9 protein-coding genes and 3 pseudogenes are annotated in these 19,875 nt (G+C 58.4%); 10 read left to right on the top strand and 2 right to left on the bottom strand.

Annotated features, from left to right (window positions below; genetic code table 11):
- Positions 1-29: 29 nt before the first annotated feature.
- The 10 genes and pseudogenes from ACNFH5_RS09980 to ACNFH5_RS09935 all read left to right on the top strand — a co-directional run bounded on the left by ACNFH5_RS09980 (position 30) and on the right by ACNFH5_RS09935 (position 18,435).
- Entirely contained in the window at positions 30-10,355 is a 10,326-nt protein-coding gene (locus ACNFH5_RS09980; RefSeq protein ID WP_416745528.1) for a filamentous hemagglutinin N-terminal domain-containing protein, read from the top strand.
- Positions 10,356-10,755: 400 nt separating this feature from the next.
- Positions 10,756-11,385, top strand: coding sequence for a hypothetical protein (locus ACNFH5_RS09975; RefSeq protein WP_416745526.1), 630 nt, complete (start codon positions 10,756-10,758; stop codon positions 11,383-11,385).
- On the top strand, positions 11,382-11,798 hold the full coding sequence (locus ACNFH5_RS09970; protein ID WP_416745524.1) for a hypothetical protein: 417 nt from the start codon (positions 11,382-11,384) through the stop codon (positions 11,796-11,798). The genes ACNFH5_RS09975 and ACNFH5_RS09970 overlap by 4 nt, the downstream gene beginning before the upstream one ends.
- 405 nt (positions 11,799-12,203) lie before the next feature.
- A pseudogene (locus tag ACNFH5_RS09965) lies at positions 12,204-14,519 on the top strand (hemagglutinin repeat-containing protein); the annotation flags it as partial.
- 866 nt (positions 14,520-15,385) lie between these two features.
- On the top strand, positions 15,386-15,907 hold the full coding sequence (locus ACNFH5_RS09960) for a hypothetical protein (protein ID WP_226045461.1): 522 nt from the start codon (positions 15,386-15,388) through the stop codon (positions 15,905-15,907).
- Between the two features lie 157 nt (positions 15,908-16,064).
- Positions 16,065-16,232 carry a deaminase domain-containing protein gene (locus ACNFH5_RS09955; protein ID WP_416745522.1) on the top strand — a complete coding sequence of 56 codons (168 nt, stop codon included), beginning with the start codon at positions 16,065-16,067 and terminating at the stop codon, positions 16,230-16,232.
- A gap of 2 nt (positions 16,233-16,234) precedes the next feature.
- Positions 16,235-16,609: a hypothetical protein gene (locus ACNFH5_RS09950; protein ID WP_226045459.1), complete on the top strand. Its 375-nt coding sequence runs from the start codon at positions 16,235-16,237 to the stop codon at positions 16,607-16,609.
- Between the two features lie 115 nt (positions 16,610-16,724).
- Positions 16,725-16,991: pseudogene (locus ACNFH5_RS09945) on the top strand (hypothetical protein); the annotation flags it as partial.
- An 87-nt stretch (positions 16,992-17,078) separates the two neighbouring features.
- Entirely contained in the window at positions 17,079-17,768 is a 690-nt protein-coding gene (locus ACNFH5_RS09940; RefSeq protein ID WP_226045455.1) for a transposase, read from the top strand.
- A 253-nt stretch (positions 17,769-18,021) separates the two neighbouring features.
- Positions 18,022-18,435 carry a hypothetical protein gene (locus ACNFH5_RS09935; RefSeq protein ID WP_416745519.1) on the top strand — a complete coding sequence of 138 codons (414 nt, stop codon included), beginning with the start codon at positions 18,022-18,024 and terminating at the stop codon, positions 18,433-18,435.
- Between the two features lie 791 nt (positions 18,436-19,226).
- Here ACNFH5_RS09935 and ACNFH5_RS09930 read toward each other — a convergent pair.
- Together ACNFH5_RS09930 and ACNFH5_RS09925 are read right to left on the bottom strand one after the other, a co-directional pair.
- A complete protein-coding gene (locus ACNFH5_RS09930) occupies positions 19,227-19,466 on the bottom strand; it encodes a cold-shock protein (protein ID WP_192430913.1) in 240 nt (79 codons plus the stop codon).
- A gap of 45 nt (positions 19,467-19,511) precedes the next feature.
- Positions 19,512-19,823, bottom strand: a pseudogene (locus ACNFH5_RS09925) (cold shock domain-containing protein membrane protein); the annotation flags it as partial.
- Positions 19,824-19,875 lie beyond the last annotated feature (52 nt).

Raw genomic sequence — 19,875 nt, 5'->3', positions numbered from 1 at the left:
GCATTTGCCGGCACTTGGGAGATTCCCACATGGATGTACGCCACCCGTTGTACCAGGCCATTGCCAGTGTTCTCGCCGGCATCCTGATCCTCAACCCCATCGTCGCGGCTGCCGCCGAACTGGCTGTGGATGCGGCAGCGGGTGGCAACACGCACCTGGGCGCGGCGGGCAACGGCGTACCCGTGGTGAACATCGCCACACCCAACGGCGCGGGGCTCTCCCACAACAAGTTCACCGACTACAACGTCGGGCAGAACGGCCTGATCCTCAACAACGCCACCGGCAAGACCCAGTCCACCCAGTTGGGCGGGATCATCGTCGGCAACCCGAACCTCAAGGGTGGCGCGGCGCAGAAGATCCTCAACGAAGTCACCGGTGCCAACGCTTCGCAGCTGCGCGGCTACACCGAAGTCGCCGGCCAGTCCGCCCATGTGATTGTCAGTAATCCACATGGCATCACCTGCAATGGCTGCGGCTTCATCAATACCCCGCGCGCCACGCTGACCACCGGCAAGCCGCTGATGGACGGTGAGCGCCTGCGCGGCTATGACGTCGACGGCGGCGAGATCGCCATCGAAGGCGCCGGCCTGAACGCCAGCAACCTCGACCAGTTCGAGCTGATCACCCGCAGCGCCAAGCTCAACGCCGACCTCTACGCCAAGCAGCTCGCGGTGGTGACCGGGCGCAACCAGGTGGACGCCGAGACCCTGACCGCCACCGCCAAGGCCGACGATGGCAGCGCCAAGCCGCAGTTGGCCATCGACAGTTCTGCGCTGGGTGGCATGTACGCTGGCGCCATCCGCCTGGTGGGCACCGAGCAGGGTGTGGGCGTGAAGCTGGCGGGCAACATGGCCGCCAGCGCCGGCGATATCCAGATCGACGCCAACGGCCAGTTGACCCTGGCGCAAACCAGCGCCGCCGGCAGCCTGCGCGCCAAGGCCAGCGACATCGCCCTCAATGGCCCGACCTATGCGGCCGGCGTCGCCGAACTGAACGCCAACGGCCAACTGAGCAACAGCCAGAGCCTGGCCGCCGGCCAACGCGTAACGCTCAGTGCCGCGCAAGTCAGCAACAGCGGCATCGTCGAAGCCGGCGTCAATCCGGATGACAGCCGCAACGCCCAGGGCGACGTGGCGATCACCGCGCAGACCCTGCACAACAGCGGCAGCGTGGTCGCCAGCCGTAATCTGCAAATCAACACCAGCGGCACGCTGGACAACCAGGGCGGCGCACTCAAGGGCGCTGATACCCGCGTCACCGCAGCCACCCTGGATAACCGCCAGGGCCGCCTGCTGGCTGGCGATCAGCTGAGCCTCAATGCTGCGCGCCTGGACAACCGCAACGGCCAGGCCGTCGCCAATCGCCTGCAGGTCAGCGGCGGCGCGCTGGACAACCGCCTCGGCCTGTTCTCAGCCGACCAGTCGCTGGACTTCACCCTCGACAGCCTGGACAACAGCGGCAAGGGCACCCTGGTCAGCAACGGCACCTTGCAGGCCCGTGTTCAGCAGAAGCTCGACAACCAGGCAGACGGCCTGCTCTCGGCCAAGGGCGCGCTCGGCGTACAAGCCGGCAACCTCGACAACCGTGGCGGGCTAGTGGTCGGCGACAGCGCCGTCACCCTCTCCGGCGCCAGTCTGAACAACAGCGCACTGGGCGTGATCAGCAGCCTGGGCGAGCTGAAGCTCGACGTCGGCCAGTTGGACAACAGCCAGGGCGGCGCCCTCGACAGCGGCGCGGCGCTGCGTCTGAGCGCCAGCCAGGTGAACAACACTAAAGGCAGCGTCAGCGCCAAGGGTGACCTGCTCGCCAAGGCCGACAGCTTCAGCCAGCAGGGCGGCGAACTGCTGGCCCAGGGTGCGCTGAATCTCGAAGCCGGCCAGCTCGACAACGGTGGTGGCGGCCTGATCGCCGCCAACAACGGCGTGACGCTCCAGGGCGGCGACCTGCTCAACCAGGGCGGTGAAATCTCCAGCCGCGCCAAGGTCGATGTGCAGGCGGCGAGCCTCGACAATGCGGCCGGCAAGGTCATCGGCGACGCCGGCCTCAACCTGCAGGTGCAGCGCCTCGCCAACCGCGCCGGCACTCTTGCCGGCCGCGACAGCCTGACCGTCAGCGGGCAGAGTCTGGACAACAGCCAGGGCGGCCTGCTCAGCAGCCAGAAGAACCTCTGGCTGCAATTGTCTGGCGCGCTCGACAACAGCGGCAATGGCGCGCTGCTCAGCCAGGGCAGCCTGACCCTCAACGCCGGCAGCCTCGACAACCGCGCCGGCACTGTCTCCAGTGCCGGCCAACTGTTCTCGCGCCTAGCCGGGGCCCTGAACAACCAGGGCGGCAAGCTGCTCAGCGACGCCGCCATCGATCTGGGCGGCGCCGACCTGAACAACGCCGGCGGCGTCATCAGCGCGGCGGGCGACATCAGCCTGCAAGGCGCCAAGCTGGATAACAGCCAGAAAGGCCGCATCGTCACCGATGCCGCGATCCATCTCGCCACCGCCCAACTGGACAACAGCCAGGGCGGCAGCCTGTCCGCGCGCGGCGTCATCGACGGTCGTATCAGTGGCCTCGATCAGCACGGCGGCGGCCAGCTGATCGGCCAGAGCGGTGTTGACCTCGACCTGCAAGGCGGCGCCCTGAACAACGCCGGCGGCCTGCTCGGCAGCCCGGGGCAACTGGTCCTGCGCAACGTGGCCAGCCTCGACAACCGGGGCGGGGAAATCTCCAGCGACCGCGCCTTCGCACTCACCACTGGTACGCTGCTCAACCAGGGCGGCAAGATCCTCTCCTCTGATCGCCTGACCCTCACCACCGCCGCGCTGAACAACAGCAGCGCCGGCGTGCTGTCCGGCAACAACGGCCTCACCGTCAACGCCGCCAGCCTCGACAACAGCCAGGGCGGCACCCTCGCCAGCCGTGCCGACCTGCTCGTGCGCAGCCAAGGGGCGCTGGACAACCACGGCGACGGCGCGCTGGTCGCCGGCGGCAAACTGGATGTCGGCAGCGCCAGCCTGAACAACCAGAGCGGCCTGCTTTCCGCCGGTGGCAACCTGCTGCTGGCCACCGGCACTACCGACAACCGCGAGGGCCGCCTGCTTGCCCAGGGTCGCCTGGACGGCAGCACTGCCAACCTCGACAACCGCGACGGCGTGATCAGCGGGGCGCAAGGTCTCGACCTTGGCGCTGGCGACGTCCTCAACGGCGCCAGCGCTACCGGCAAACCCGGTGGCCTGATCACTAGTCAGGGCGCGCTGACCCTACGCGGCGGCAAGCTGGCATCCACCGGCGGCGGGGAAATCTCCGCCAAGGGCGATCTGCACCTGATCGTTGCCCAGCTCATCCAGCAGCAGGCGGCACTGATCGGCGAAGGCAAGGTCACGCTCGACCTGGGCAACGGAGCCCAGCGCGGCGACTTCGACAACCGTGGCGGCCTGCTCAGCGCAGGTGGCCTCCTGGCAATCAACGGCCTGGGCAGCCTCGACAACCGCGGCGGGGAAATCTCCGCCAGCCAGGGCTTCACCCTGACCGCCAGCGGCACTCTCGACAACGGCGACAGCGGGCGGATCATCAGCGCCGGCCAACTCAACCTGAACGCCAGCACCCTGCGCAACGCCAACCAGGGCCTGCTCTCCGGTTGGCAGGGCCTGGTGGTCAACGCCGCCAGCCTGGACAACAGCAGCGGCGGCACGCTGTCGAGCCGCGACGGCGCGCTGACCCTGACGCTCAGCGGCGCCCTCGACAACCACAACGAGGGAGCGCTGGTCAGCAAAGGCAAACTCACTCTCGGCGCCGGCAGTCTGAATAACGCCGGCGGCATCGTCTCCACCCAGGGCGACCTCGGCCTGACCCTCAGCGGCGACCTGGACAACAGCGGTGCCGGCCTGCTCAGCACCCAGGGCAGCCTGACCGGTAACGCCAAGGCTGTGGATAACCGTGGCGGGCAGATCAGCGCCGCCAGCATCGACTATGACGCCAGCAGCCTCGACAACAGCGGCGGCAGCCTGGTCAGCCAGGGCGCCCTGCGCCTGGGCCTGCTCGGCGCACTGCTCAACAATGGCGCCGGCTCGAAAATCGCCAGCGGCGGCCCGCTCAACCTGAACATTGGCAGCCTGCAGAATCACGGCGGCCAACTCGCCAGCCAGGGCCTGCTCAAGCTCCTCGCCGGCACCTTCGACAACAGCGCCAGCGGCACCGTGGCCGCGCAGACCGACCTGACCCTGACCCTCACCGGCGAACTGCTCAACGGCCAGGACGGCCTCATTTTCGCCAAGACCGGCCAGCTCAACGTCAGCGCCAGCCGTATCGACAACACCGCCGGCACCCTGCAAGGCCAGGGCGACACCACCCTCAAAGCCACTGATGCGATCGGCAACCAGGGCGGCTATGTCATCAGCCAGAACGGCCAGCTCGACCTGGGCAGCGCCAGCCTCGATAACAGCAGCGGCGGTGTCCTCAACGCCACCAACGGCGACCTCAAGCTGGTCACCGGCACCTTCAGCAACAACGCCGGCACCACCCAGGCGAAGGGGCTCGACCTCACCGCCAGCGGCGGTATCGACAACCGCGCCGGCCACCTCTCGGCGGTCAGCGGCGACAACCGCATCAACACCACCGACCTGAACAACCAGGGCGGCGGCCTATATGCCGGCGGCCTGCTCTACCTGCGCGGTAACCAGTTGCTCAACGACGGCGCCGCCCTCGGCCAGGGTGGCAAGATCGGCGCCGGCAACCTCGACGCGAGCCTCACTGGCGCACTGATCAACCAGTTCGGCCTGATCGAAAGCAGCGGCAACCTGACCCTCGGCGCGGCCAGCATCAACAACGTGGTGGGCTCCATCCGTGCGCTCGGCCAGACGCCCGGCAGCCTGCCGCTCGCGGCCAACCCGACACAGATGAAGATCACCAGCGGCGGCCTGCTCAACAACAACCTCGGCCGTATCGAAAGCGCTACCCAGGACCTGATCCTGCAGACCGGCGCGCTGCAGAACGGCGGGGGCAATGTGCTGCACGTCGGCACCGGTACTTTCGGCGTCGATCTCGCCCAGGCTGGTCAGGCCGGCGGCAACTTCACCTCCAACGGCAGCCTGACCTACCAGGCCGACAACTGGACCAACAACGCCATCATCCAGGCGCGCAACCTGAACCTGGACATCGGTCAGCTCGACCAGGGGACATACGGCCAGTTGCTGGCCGCGCAGAGCCTCGTGGGCCGTGGCGGCAACTGGGCCAACGACGGCCTGATCGCCAGCGATGGCAGCCTCGACATCCAACTGGGTGGTAGTTATACGGCCAATGGTCGATTGAGCAGCCTGGGCAATCTCACCCTGGGTGCTGGCTACATCGGTATAGGCCAGGGCGGAAGTGTCGCCGGTGGTGCGACTACAACCGTAAGCGCTTCCGGAACCCTGCAAAACCGCAGCAGCCTGACCTCCAACAGCAATCTCAACGTCAGCGCCGCTACGCTCAACAACTACGGGACGCTCGGTAGTGCCGCTGCATTACGGCTGGGAGCAGGCAACCTACTAAACCAGAATGGGCTGATCTTCAGCGGCCAGGATATGGCGTTGCGGGTGGGAAGCCTGATCAACAACGCTTCCGATATCTACAGCGTTGGAAGTCTCCACCTGGCCACCGATGATTCCGGCGGATGGGCGTCATCCGTTGAAAACCACAACAGCACGATCGAGAGCGGCGGCGACCTCACGATATTCGCGAACCTGATTCGTAACGCCAGCGTTGATCAAGCTGGCAGCTCGACCCTGGTTGCTGGCGCCATTGGCAGCCGCTGTTATGACTGCACCAATACTGACCCCCGGGATTTCCAGGAAAAGAGCCATCTGATCTGGATGCTCAAATACAAGAGCGAACCACCGCAGGACCTGGACACTGCGAGCATCATGTCCGGCGGCAACTTGCGGGTGGCCGGTGGAACACTCAGCAATGGCTCGGTGATCAGTGCCAGCGCTGATATCCGTATCGATGTCGGAACCTTCAACAACCAAGGGGTTTCGTACGGCGACTACACCGTTCTGAAGTCCTTCGACATCCCTTACAACACCAAGCGTCCTGATAAGGCCGAGTCTTTCTGGGCGCAGGCCATGGCCTACAATGCCGCCAACGACCCTGACTACGACTCAGGCTTCATTGGTACTGTCGGCTCCGGCACTGACGTGTTGGTCCCTAACGTGCATTTCTGGAACAAGGATTTTGAGGAATCCTTGCTCCGGGTGGGCCGGATTCGGATGGGAGCCAAGGACGGAGAGTGGTTTCAGTCTTTCGGATCGGTAAAGATCGATCAGGCCTTCAACTCATTCCCCGCCCCCCATTACGACTCCAATGTCCGGACCGAAGCGCCGGACCTGGTAAAGAACGCCACTTTCTTTGATGAAAAGATCGTCTATTCGTCTCCCTCATCCTTCACCAACGCCGTGGTACAGGCGGGTGGCAATGTCGTCATCAATGCAGCGCAGAACCTGACAAACAGCGTCATCCGAGGCGGCACTGCGCAAACAGGCGGCAACTCCCGAGTTGGCAACACCCAGGTGGGCGGCAAATCCACCAGCGTGATCGCCATCAATCAACAACTCCCGCCGGACCTGGCACAGCAGCAGGTCAACCCGATCACGCTGCCTGGCTTCAATCTGCCCCAGGGGCAGAGCGGGCTGTTCCGGCTCAGCGGTCAGGGCAGCAGCGGTGGCACTGTGGGCGGTGTCCAGGGTGCCGGTGAGCTGGTCTTCAATGGCCAAGGGCTTGGAGCGGATCAACGGCTACAGGCGCTGGGTGCAAACACGAGCGGCGCCGGCAGCGTTGCCACGGGCAATTCCGCCTCGGCGACAAATGCTCAATCGAGCGCCGGGCTGAGCGTGCCGCGGGTGCAAGGCTTGCCCAGCAGCGCCACGCCGAACAACAGCCACAAGTACCTGATCGAAACCAACCCGGCCCTCACCAGCCTGAAGAGCTTCCTCAGCTCTGACTACCTGCTGGGCCAGCTCGGCTACGACGCGGACAAGGCGCAGAAGCGGCTTGGCGATGGTCTTTACGAGCAGCGCTTGATCCAGGAAGCCGTCGTTGCCCGCACCGGCCAGCGCTATATCGATGGGCTGACCAGCGACGAAGCCCTGTTCAAGTACCTGATGGACAACGCCATTGCCTACAAGGACAGCCTCAATCTGAGCCTCGGGGTGGCGCTGACCCCTGAACAGGTTGCCGCGCTGACGCACGATATTGTCTGGCTGGAAGATGCCATCGTTAACGGCGAGAAGGTTCTGGTTCCGGTGGTCTACCTGGCTCAGGCCAACAATCGCCTGGCAGCCAATGGCGCCCTGATCATGGGTGGCGACGTTTCGCTGATCTCGGGCGGCGACCTCACCAACCAGGGAACCCTGCGCGCCAGCGGCGACCTCGCCGCCTCCGCCGCCAATATCCATAACAGCGGCCTGATCGAAGCCAGCGGGCGCCTCGATCTGCTCGCCCTGGACAGCATCAGGAACACCCAGGGCGGCATCATCACCGGACGCGATGTCAGCCTGAGCGCTCTCACTGGCGATGTCCTCAACGAGCGCAGCGTTGCCGTCCATGAAGGCAGCCGCGGTAATCGCACCTGGACCCAGAGCTTCGCCGACAGCACGGCGCGCATTGAAGCCGCGAGCAACCTGGAAATCAGCGCTGGACGCGACATCAATAATGTCGGCGGCAGCATCACCAGCGGCAGCGACCTTTCGCTGCAGGCCGGTCGTGATGTCAACCTCACCAGTGCCGAGTTGGAGAACGGCCGTACCCGTGGCCGCAACTACAGCCAGACCACCACCCAGCTCATCGGCGATATCAGCAGCGGGCGCGATCTCGATATCGGCGCCGGGCGCGATCTCAACGCCGTTGCGACCCGCATTGACGCGGCGCGTGATGCAGCGCTCAGCGCCGGCCGCGACGTCACCCTCGCCTCGGCCGCGGACGAGCAACACAGCTACGACAAGACCAAGAAGGTCACCCGCCAGGAAGACCACGTCGACCAGCGTTCTACGGAACTGAATGCCGGTGGCGATGTGCTGATCAGCGCGGGCGAGAACGTCACCCTGGTCAGCAGCAAGATCGGGGCTGGAAACGAAGCCTATCTAGTGGCGGGTGACAAGATCGAAGTCCTCGCCGCCAACGACAGTGACTATTCACTGTACGACAAAAAGGACAAAGGCAGCTTCGGCAAGAAGCAGACCCGTCACGACGAAGTTACTGACGTCAAAGCCGTCAGCAGCGAAATCAGTGCAGGTACCGACATAACCCTGCTCAGCGGCGGCGACCAGAAATACCAGGCTGCCAAGCTGGAAAGCGGCAACGACATCGCCATCATCAGTGGAGGCGCAGTCACCTTCGAAGCCGCGAAGGACCTGCACCAGGAAGCCCACGAGAAGACCGACAACAGCTTCAGCTGGAACAGCTCGAAGGGCAAAGGCAACACGGACGAAACCGTTCGCCAGACGCAGATGATCGCGCACGGTGACATCGCCATTAAGGCGGTGGATGGGCTGAATATCGATTACAAGCACATCGATAAACAGTCGGTTAGCCAGGCTATTGATGCCATGGTGCAGGCCGACCCAAGTTTGGCGTGGCTAAAGGAAGCCGAAGCGCGTGGGGATGTAGATTGGCGTGCTGTAAAGGAAATGCATGACAGCTATTCCTACAGCCACTCCGGGATGGGGCAGGGTGCAATGCTGGCGGTGATCATCGTAGTCACGGTGCTCACGGCCGGCGCCGCCAGTGCTGCCATTGGAGCCGCTGCATCGGGCACTGCCGCAGGGGCAGCCGGAGGATCGCTTGCAGCCGCAACGGCGGGGACAGCTGCTACGGCCACATCGGCGGCTGTTGCTGGCACTGCCGCTGGCTGGGCCAACGTGGCCCTGTCCATGGGCGCCGCCTCGTTGGCTTCCACTGGTGCCGTAAGCACCATCAACAACAAGGGCAATATCGGCGCAGCGCTGAGTGACACTTTCAGCAGCGATAGCATCAAGCAGGCCATGATCGCCGCGGGTGTGGCTGGTGTTATGGCGGCGTATGGCCCTGAATGGTTTGGTGGCAGAACCGACCCGGTGAACAACACCACCACCTCGACCAGTGGGGCTGCGAATGCGGTGGGTGCAGTACCGGACCTCACCGACCCTGCGGCCTGGGGCAAGTTCGCGGGCATGCAAGTGTCCCAGGGAGCGCTCACCGGCGTGGCCAACGAAGCATTGGGCCAGGGCAAGTTCGGTGATGCGATGCAGGGTGCGCTGTATGGCATCCTGCAGGCCAGTGCATTCAACGCCGTGGGCAACATGGGTTTCCCCAGCGGTAGTGCGCAGAATACTGCGGCACATGCTCTGGCTGGTGGATTACTGGCTGAAGCTATGGGCGGTGACTTCAAGACTGGCGCCATGGCAGCCGGTGCCAGTGAGGCGCTGGCTAATGTGCTCACCAGCGGGTTCCTGGAGGGTAATAGTGAACAAGCCAAGCGCATGCAGCAAGCGGCTGCACAGCTAGTCGGTATCGTCGCGGCGGCTGGCCTGAATGGCGATGTGCAGATGGGCGGGGACATTGCCAAGAGTGGCATGGCATACAACCGGCAGTTGCACCCTGAGGAAGAACAAGCCATAAAACAAGAAGCGGAGAAAGGTGATTTCAAAGAAGAAAATCTGGAAAGAGCGGCCTGTTATTTGGTTAAGTGCTGGGCGGTCTATGAGCGGAACAGTACGGAATACAATGCGAAATATGTTTCCGATGAGACGATGGCTGGTCTAGGTAATGAACTGGCTTGGGTAGAGGCGCAGCAGGATAAGGGTTTGTTTAATTATTCGGGCTGGGCAAAAACTAAAGATGCATGGAGTACAGATGTAGGGCCGATTGGTAAATATACAGCGCAGGCAGCAGGCGGGGCCATAAGTGTTATGGGGGGCGCAACATTATGCTCTGCTGGTCTCGGGCTCGGATGCGCTGTCGGCGGTGGCGCAATGGCTATATTTGGTGCGGGGAATATAACTGAAGGAGGGACGGGTTTTTATACCCATTTCGCCGGTGAGAATTTAGGCTCTTACAATCCGGTGAAAGAAACATTTAATTTGATTCCTGGGGGTTATGGTCCGCTCGTATATAGTGGTGCCGATCTAGCTACCTCAGTAGGGACTGGATTTGTTAAGGTTCCGCTGAAAATGGGCTTGGCGGATGGGTTGAATCGACCTAATTCTATGTTTGGGGTGTTGGTTAATAAGGCTGACAATAACTATTTCATACCGGTTCTGAATGCGGGGACTCCATATGGAACTGCAGGGGCTATATATCTATTTGGAGTCGGCACTAAAGGGTATGATTTTGGTGGAAAGGTTGCGGAGTAAGTAGTGATCTGAGGGTGTTAAATTGAGTAGGGCTATTTTATTTGTAATGCTATTTATTGTTGTTTTTGCAATATTTTCGTTTCTCATGTTCTCTTCTGTTGCGCTTGCGATGGCGTTGTTGGATGTGAGTGATGATGTTCAGGATTTTGTGTTTAAGAGATGCTTGCCAGTCATTTCGTTTTTCTTGGTAATGGCTTTTTTGGTTCTAAAGCGAGAGAGGGTAATGAGAATGATTAGGGAGCTTTCATCGTAGCGAAAAGGGCGAAAAGGGGGCGGATATATTTTTCTACTCTAAAACTATGCGTGGAATCAGGGTTGGAGTACGGAAAATAAATCTGACCCCTTTCGCCGTCGCATTCAGCAGATTCAGAGCAGCCGAACCCCGCCGGGTAGCCAGAACATGGCTGCTCTCGAAATCGGGGCGGTGGCGCTGATCGCCTTGGCAGCAGGCGGAGTTCTGGTCTCCACTAATCCGGAGTATCAGCAGAAGGTCGCCGACGTTTTGGCTTCCTTGCCGGAGGCTCAGAAGCGCAATATCGAGAACCTGACGGACCTGCTGGGAACTGAAGGCTTCCCGATCCACAAGGGTGATTTCGGCAGGTTCATCTTCCCGGTGGCGGACAAGGACACCTCGACGCCAGCTACCTCGGGCTATGGGGCAGATGGAAAGGTGGAGTTGCCCACTCACACTGGCGGAGACCAGATTCCTCAGATGGAGGGAGGGAATACTGGGTTCCCGGTGAGTGAGTTGCCGGCGCCTGGGAATATGTACAACGAGTCGAACAATGGGGAAGTTGTATTAACCCAACAGCAAGAAAAGGCTATTCGATCACTACAGAAACAAATTGATAAGCACGAGCAGAAAATTCAGGACTTCAAAAATAGCCCAACAATACGTCCGGGGATGGAGAATCTGCCATCTGATGTAATTGAGCGACAACAGCAGCGGCGCATTGAACATTTGGAGACAGAGATTAGAACTTTTAAAAATAATATAGAAAAGATAAAAAGAGGAGATATTTCGTCATGAGAAGAGTTTCGATAAGTCATAATATTATTCTAGTGCGAGAGTGTGAGATTGGCGATGTTTCCTCTATGGAAGGCTGTCCTTATGCTGTACTCCTAAGCGCAAGAGAAATTCCTTCTGACGATTTTATTAAGATTGTTAAAATCTATGAGTCTCTCTGGCAGGCTGGAGCAAAATTTATTGTATGTGTTGGGGAGAATTCAGAAAAATTACACGACTCTTTAGATAGGGCATGCGAAGTTAGCGAGTTTGAGGGGGGGGATATTGTAACCACGTATCATGAAGATGAGCCTGTTGATGATGTGGTTAATTTATTCATATACGGGAGCGGCTTTGATGGCGCGGAAGATGGATTTTTTTTGGTAGTGGCTGGGTGCGGTGATAGTAAATTGGTCGGAGCATTGGAGAAAATTTAATTGAATACAAAAACGGGTGTTGTCCCGTCCAAGCGTCCAAACTGATTTCCCCGTCAATTGGCGGGGTGGTTTTCTTGGGTGAAGTGCTGGGAATTTCCCTCCATCACTAGCCATTCGTCGGTTTTTCGGCCGTCTTTCTTACCGGAAACCGCCTGGGAAATGGAAATTCTTATGATCCAGCCAGCCGAATTCTCCGATCCGTGGACAGCTGATTTCCCCCTGCGCCAACTAACCGACAGAATTATCCGCTCAGATAAAAACCGCTCAGCAATCCATCCCAAGCCTCGAACCATTCCACCCGCTTCGGCACGGGACCGAAAAGTACCGTAAAGGGGACAGATTTATTTTTCTACTCTAATTCGCAAGTGCCCGGTTCTTTAAGAATTCGAATATAGCGAGGCCCCGTCCTGGAGACACCTCGGCGACGGCCTCTACGAGCAGCGCCTGATCCAGCAGGCGGTGGTTGCCCGCACCGGCCAGCGCTACATCGACGGCATGGCCAGCGACGAAGCCCTGTTCAAGTACCTGATGGACAACGCCATCGCCTACAAGGACAGCCTCCAGCTGCAACTGGGCGTCGGCCTCAGCGCCGAACAGGTCGCGGCCCTGACCCACGACATCGTCTGGCTCGAAGAAGCCACCATCAACGGTGAAAAAGTCCTGGTGCCGGTGCTCTACCTCGCCCAGGCCGAGGGGCGCCTGGCGGCCAACGGTGCGCTCATCATGGGCAACGACCTGTCCCTGATCAGCGGCGGCAACCTGACCAACCAGGGCACCCTGCGCGCCAGCGGCGACCTCGCCGCCAGCGCCACCAACCTCAACAACAGCGGCCTGATCGAAGCCGGCAACCGCCTCGACCTGCTCGCCATCGACAGCATCCGCAACGCGGCTGGCGGCATCATCAGCGGTCGCGACGTCAGCCTCACCGCGCTGACCGGCGACGTCATCAACGAGCGCAGCATCACCTCGGTCGACGCCAGCAACGACGCCCACCGCATCCACAAGGAAATCGCCAACAACGCCGCCCGAATCGAAGCCCGCGGCGACCTGGAGATCACCGCCGGGCGCGACCTGATCAGTGCCGGCAGCGTCCTCCAGGCTGGCGGCAATGCCAGCCTCACCGCCGGGCGCGACCTGCGCCTGGAAGCCGCGCAGGAGGTCGACAGCTTCGACTTCCAGAGCCGCCGCGTCACCGGCAACGTCACCAGCGTCACCCAGCACGGCAGCGACGTGCAGGTGGGTGGCAACCTGGAGCTGAACGCCGGCCGCGACCTCAGCGCCGTCGCCAGCCGCATCGACGCCGCGCGCGACATCGCCATGAGCGCCGGGCGCGACGTCGTCCTCGCCTCCGCCGCCAACGAAGAGCACAGCGACGCCCAGTACAAGGGCGGCGGCAAGAAAGTCACCACCCAGGAAGACCACGTCAGCCAGCAGGCCACCGAAGTCACCGCTGGTGGCGACGTCCTGATCAGCGCGGGTGAAAACCTCACCCTCGTCAGCAGCAAGATCGGCGCCGGCAACGAGGCCTACCTGGTCGCCGGCGACAAGATCGAACTGCTCGCCGCCAACGACAGCGACTACTCGCTGTACGACATGGAAGAGAAGGGCGGCTGGGGCAAGAAGAAGACCCAGCGCGACGAAGTCACCGACGTCCGCGCCGTGGGCAGCGAAATCAGCGCCGGCTCCGACATCACCCTGCTCAGCGGCGGCGACCAGAAATACCAGGGCGCCAAGCTCGACGCGGGCAACGACATCGCCATCCTCAGCGGCGGCGAAGTCACCTTCGAAGCGGTCAAGGACCTGCACCAGGAAAGCCACGCCAAGAGCGACAGCGACCTCGCCTGGACCAGCTCCAAGGGCGAAGGCAAGACCGACGAGACGCTGCGCCAGACCCAGATGATCGCCCAGGGCAACATCGCCATTAAGGCGGTGGATGGGCTGAAGATCGACTACAAGCACATCGACCAGAAGTCGGTCAGCCAGGCCATCGATGCGATGGTGCAGGCCGATCCGGGGCTGGCTTGGCTGAAGGAAGCCGAGGCGCGCGGGGATGTGGATTGGCGGGCGGTGAAGGAGATTCACGACTCGTACAAGTACAGCAACTCGGGGCTGGGTGCCGCGCCGCAGCTCATCATTGCCATCGTCGCCTCTTACTTCCTTGGGCCGCTGTATGGCGCCATGGCCAGCAACCTCGCGGTTGGAACCATCAACAATGGTGGCGATATCGGGCAAGGCCTTGAATACGCCACCACATCCGATGCTCTCAAGAGCTATGCGATGGCGGGTGTTGGTGAATACGTCATCTCGCCGAAGCTGGATAGTTACTTCAAGGTCTCCACAGACACCGCCAACCAAGTCACCAAGGGATTCGACCTTAGTACTTGGGCTGGCGAGAAAGGCATTGGTGCCTTTGCGGCCTATAACAGTGCTCAAGCGTTGTCCCAGGCAGTCATGCAGCAAGCAGCGTTCGGCGGCAGCTTCGCCGATAACCTGATGGATGCCTTTAGTACTCAGGCCGGCAACCTGGGTATGGCAGTCGGGTTCAATGGTGTGGGGGATTGGGCGGCGGGGCAGTATGGCGGCACTGTTTATCGGGACGGCAGCCTGCAGAAAATCGTTGCCCATGCCTTGATGGGAGGCCTGCTCGCCGAAGCAACCGGCAGCGATTTCAAGACCGGCGCCATGGCCGCCGGGGTCAATGAGGCCCTGGCCAACGTGCTACATGGCTGGGCTAAGGGCGATCCGAAGTTCGAGCTGATGGAGTCGCAAATCGTTGGCGTACTGGCTGCGGCAGCGGTGAATGGCGACGTAGGCAAAGGCGCGGAAATTGCGAAGAATGCTACCGCTTACAACCAGCAAGTGCATAGAGAGGCCTACCAGCGCCTGGAGCAAGGGTTAGATGCCTTACATGCGCAAGGTAAATATGAGGGTGTAGAGCCCGAAGCTGTATTGTACGAGCTCAATCGTATTGCTAGTGGGGAAGCAAGAACGGTTGCTGACCTTGATCCCAAGATCGCGGCCTTCCTTGGCGCTGAGTTTTCGCCAGCAACCTTGAGAGATACTCTGTTCGAGCCCTCGGATTGGGAAAATGGAGCGGCACTACTGGTCGACTTGCTTTCCCCGACGCCCGGAGGGAAAGCTGCAGCAGTTGAGAAGGTTACCGGGAAAATCTCCAAGGACGCTTTGGAGGCGCTGGAGAAGAAGTTTGCGGCAGATGCTGCGGAAAAGGCGGCTAAAGGCGTTGTAGGCTTTTCTGATGAAGCTGCGAAGGTTGCGCTGTCCAATGTTGGTCGCGTCGATCATTCTGCGAGACACTTAATAGATGCAGGAATAATTACTGCAAACTCTGGGTCTAAAGCTGCTCGCGAAGCATTCCAAGAAATAGGTGAAGTGATCCTAACAAATCCGATGAAAACATTTGATCACGTCATGGTGCAAGGTGGTCAACGGGTGAAAGGATTCTATCGGAGTATTAATGGAAATGATGTTGTGATTTTTGTGGCAAAAGAGGCTCGCGGAAAAATAGCGGCCGGAGATATCGTGACTGCTATTACGCCGTCTCCTCAACAGATGAAGAATTTTGGATTATGAATACAAAGAATAGCCTCGGAATTTATTGGTGTAACATAGATCAGCCTAGCGGGAAGGTTTATCAAGAGGAGGTCAGCGGGCTTATCTTTTATGGCTACTGGCAGCGAGGGTACACAAGTTCAATTGCAGATAACCTTTCAGGTTTCAATGCCATCTGGAATGGTGGAGTTGATATAAATCCCAGGGAGTGGAGTGGGGAAAATATGAGCAATCTGTCTGTTGAAGTTAAGCTGAATGTGTGGCCGGATAAAATTGATTGGATTTCATGTATTGAAAAATCTCTTAGATGGTTTGTAGATGGTGGTGCAATTGTATCTTGGTGTGGAACGGAGATGTCCAGTCCTGAGTTAGATATATTTATTCCTGAGGAGAGCTCTGGATCCATATATGCGGCATACAGTAAAGAGGCTGGTCTATTTATCGGATCTGGCTTGGATGAGGAGTTTAGAGAGTTAGATGAAAGACAGATTAAAGAATTTAAATTGGATATTTTGTTGCGAGGTCTAGATAGTTTTTAGTCTCTGAACCTGAGGTTGAAGTTTTTATTGATAAAGGGGCGGGTTTACTAGTCTACTGTCATTGGGCAAGTGGCGGAAAGGGGACAGATTTATTTTTTTACTCTAAAGCTGGGCGCGGAGTCAGGATTAGAGTGCGGAAAATAAATCTGTCCCCTTTTTGGTCCTGGAAACTGTGGCTCAGCGTCTAGGGCCGGATTCGCAGGCATCAGGCCGCATAAATTTGATTTCAGAAAAAATGGTCTGCCCAAGTTGTAGTGATATTGTTAGTCAGTTTCGCGAGAGATACCCTAATATTCAATTAAATATCTTTACCATGGAGAAATGAAGATGTCATTCGACTTGACCGTGGAGGAGATATGCTCGGTAGTTTCTCGGCTTTATGAAAAGGCGATATCTCAGATTAACCTTAGGCCAGAGCAAGCCTTTGCATATGTTCAAGATGAAGCGGGCTCTCTTTGCACGACTGATGATGTAGGGTTTTTTGCGGTATTGCAGACAGCAATATTTAAGGAGGGAATGTGCTATGGATTGGAACTTTCTAGAGAAAGTCCTTATGCAGAAGACATGCTGGAGGTATTGGCTAGTGCGTATGATAATTGTTGCGCAGACGATTTGGCAGCGATTGGTCTTGAGGGGCAGCGGTTGGAGAATATGATTGACTGCATGAGGCAGGTTCGAGAGAAATATCTATTCTCTGAATAGTTGTGTCATCAAGAAAGCGAAAAGGAAAAGGGGACAGATTTATTTTTCTACTCTAATTCGCAAGTGCCCGGTTCTTTAAGAATTTGAATATAGCGCGGCCCCGCCCTGGATACACCTCGGCGACGGCCTCTACGAACAGCGCCTGATCCAGCAGGCCGTGGTCGCCCGTACCGGCCAGCGCTACATCGACGGCATGGCCAGCGACGAAGCCCTGTTCAAGTACCTGATGGACAACGCCATCGCCTACAAGGACAGCCTCCAGCTGCAACTGGGCGTCGGCCTCAGCGCCGAACAGGTCGCGGCCCTGACCCACGACATCGTCTGGCTCGAAGAAGCCACCATCAACGGTGAAAATTCGAAAAGGGGACAGATTTATTTTTCCTACTCTAATCTCGGCTGATGTGAAGGAGACTTCGTACCTCTAGAGGTGGCAGCCTTTCTCCAAAACCAAATACACATGGAGAGAGCGATGCCTAGGGTTGGTCGTGTCATATTGCCTAACTACCCACACCATGTCGTTCAACGGGGCCATAACCGACAGGTGGTGTTCGTTGAGAGCGAGGACTACGAGCGCTATCTCGCTGACCTACGTGAGTTGAAGGATGCGTTTGGCGTTAAGGTTTATGCGTACTGCCTGATGACCAACCATGTGCATCTGCTTCTTGCACCGGATGAGTCAGTTACCGGTTTGAGTCAGTTGATGAAAACGCTCTCAGCACGGATGACGCGTTACAGAAATCGCTTAGAGCACCGTAGCGGAACGTTATGGGAAAGTCGCTTCAAGTCCAGCCTGGTCCAGTCGGACGCGTATTTGTTGGCATGCAGTCGCTATATAGAGCTGAACCCTGTGCGCGCCAGGTTGGTTCGGCGTGCTGCTGAGTATCCATGGTCCAGCTATACCCAGCACGTTGGGGACTCCTGCATGTGGATCGATAGCGATCCATGCTATGACGCGCTTGCCGAGTCTGAAGATGAGCGCCATGACCGCTATCGTGCTTTTCTTGGTCAGCTAGGTAGTGATGAAGAAAATCAACTCATCCGCGATGCGCTGCAGAGGGGCCAGTTGACTGGTAATTCTCGCTTTGTTGATGAGGTAGAGAGAATTTCCGGCGTCCGGATCGAGCGGCGTGGTCAAGGGAGACCATCTAAATTAGAGTAGGTAAAATAAATCTGTCCCCTTTCGGTCCGATAGTTCAGGCTACGGACGGGTGAGAGGGGGGTAATATATCCGTTTCGTCCAAGTTTCAAGAAGGTAGGCGAATGGGGCGAAAAGGGGACAGACTTATTTTTCTACTCTAAAACTAGGCGCGGAGTTAGGTTTAGAGTACGGAAAATAAGTCTGTCCCCTTTTTGGTCGGTCCCCTTTTTGGTCGAATTTGAATTTGACACATATCCCTGTGGATTTTTGAGAGATGAAATCTTCTAGTTATTATAAGGCTCTTCCGGAGTCCATGCCCGTGGAGGACATAAAGGTTGAGTTTTTAGATGTGCTGAAATGTTTAAAGTCTGAAAGTTTATCCAAAGAGAGCGCACTTGAGGCTTTTTCAGAGTTGAGTGATAGGCAATGGAGTTCTTATTGCGTTCTGAGTGATGATGTGAGGTCTTCAGTAGCAGATGCCTTAATTTCAATGTGGGATGGCCGATGTATCGAGTCAGCAGAAACGATAGTTTCTATAGTTTCGAGGCTGGGGCTTGGGCGGGTTCTTAGATTTCTAAGTGAAATTGACCCCAGTCAGACATCTCCTGACGTGTATATGGAAATTCATGAGGCAGTAGAAGAGTTGAGAGATAGTGTGGAAGATCCTTATAGTGGGATGCAAAACTAGGCGAAACGGGACAGTGTCCCGTCCGAGCGTCCAAGCCATTTTCGCCGCTTGTTGGCGGGGTGGTTTTCTGGTCGCCATTTTCTGGTCGTCCCCTTTTCTGGTACTTTTCTGAATAAAAAATGAATAGTGCAAAGATTCTTCAGTTGGCCTTTATGCTTGTTAAGTGGGTGCTTGTATGTAGTGGGGCACTTTTTCTAGCGTCGACAGTTTCAATAGTATTTTTCATGCATTTAAGGGGGCAGGATTTCGACCTGTGGAATGTGATGGAGTCTGCTGCCGAGAGTGCTTTGAGAGGGGGAGGGATAATGGCCTTGTTTCTAGGAGCTGTTTTTGCAGTAAATTACTTTAAGTCTGGAAGGGGTTGAGAAAAAAGAAAAGTAACAAAAGGGGACGGAGTGGAGCGAAAAGGGGACAGATTTATTTTTCTACTCTAAAGCTGGACGCGGAGTCAGGATTGGAGTGTCGAAAATAAATCTGTCCCCGTTTTCTGCCAGGTTTTTTATTTCACACCATCACCGCCCTCGCTTCTGTTCATGATCAGCCTGATACAACGATTGTGCATCGGAGGCCAGCAACAACAGCGCCCTGCTGACCTGGCAAAACGGATTCTCTTCCGGGTCACCCAGGTGCAGTGAGAGGAAAGGGGACAGATTTATTTTTCTACTCTAAAGCTAGTCGCTGAGTCAGAGTTAGAGTGCGGAAAATACATCTGTCCCCTTTCTCTTATTGAGGGGCAGTCTCTCCAAATGAAAAAGCCCGCCAATCGGCGGGCTTTTTCATGGGCACAGCATTCAGCGCCGATTAGGCAGCGCAGCAATCACATCCTCTGCCTGCAACCCCTTGTCACGCTGGACGACGGAGAACTCCACGCGCTGCCCTTCGATCAGGATGCGGTGGCCCTCGCCGCGGATGGCGCGGAAGTGGACGAAGATGTCTTCGCCCGAGTCGCGGGAAATGAAGCCGAAGCCCTTGGAGGTGTTGAACCACTTCACGGTGCCAGTTTCGCGGTCGACGCCGGCGAAGGTTTCGATGGCAACGCTGGTGCTAGGTTTGTTGAGGCTGGCGATCCATTGCAGGACAACGGCGCCGGCCAGGCTGAGCAGCGGCAGCACGATGGCCGGTTGTTCGCCGATGAAGGGCAGGGGGGCGAGCAGGATCAGGATCTGCAGGACCACGGCCAGCACGACCAGGGCGGTGGCGAGGCTCTGCAGGGCGGAGGGGTGTTTCAGTTGGCTGCTCGGGGCGAGCAGTAGGCTGGTCAGACCGAGCAGGGCCAGGTAGATGGCATCGCTCTGTTGCAGGTAGGGCAGGGCATCACTACGCAGACTCGGGATAAGGGACAGCACGAGTGCGGCGACGCCCGTCACGAGATGGACGATCTTCAACATGGCTACGGATTCACCTTGAGCGGGTAACGAAATAAAGAAGCAGCCAGCCCCA

The organism is Pseudomonas sp. NY15435, from assembly GCF_048068295.1.
Lineage (GTDB): Bacteria > Pseudomonadota > Gammaproteobacteria > Pseudomonadales > Pseudomonadaceae > Pseudomonas.
The sequence above is the reverse complement of the archived record's forward strand: the minus strand, read 5'-3'. Positions and strand labels throughout refer to the sequence as shown.

Excerpts from the sequence above, each read along its gene's own strand:
- ACNFH5_RS09940 (WP_226045455.1), top strand. The coding sequence starts at position 17,079 with ATGCCTAGGGTTGGTCGTGTCATATTGCCTAACTACCCACACCATGTC.
- ACNFH5_RS09950 (WP_226045459.1), top strand. The coding sequence starts at position 16,235 with ATGTCATTCGACTTGACCGTGGAGGAGATATGCTCGGTAGTTTCTCGG.
- ACNFH5_RS09975 (WP_416745526.1), top strand. The coding sequence starts at position 10,756 with ATGGCTGCTCTCGAAATCGGGGCGGTGGCGCTGATCGCCTTGGCAGCA.
- ACNFH5_RS09960 (WP_226045461.1), top strand. The coding sequence starts at position 15,386 with ATGAATACAAAGAATAGCCTCGGAATTTATTGGTGTAACATAGATCAG.
- ACNFH5_RS09980 (WP_416745528.1), top strand. The coding sequence starts at position 30 with ATGGATGTACGCCACCCGTTGTACCAGGCCATTGCCAGTGTTCTCGCC.
- ACNFH5_RS09970 (WP_416745524.1), top strand. The coding sequence starts at position 11,382 with ATGAGAAGAGTTTCGATAAGTCATAATATTATTCTAGTGCGAGAGTGT.
- ACNFH5_RS09935 (WP_416745519.1), top strand. The coding sequence starts at position 18,022 with ATGAAATCTTCTAGTTATTATAAGGCTCTTCCGGAGTCCATGCCCGTG.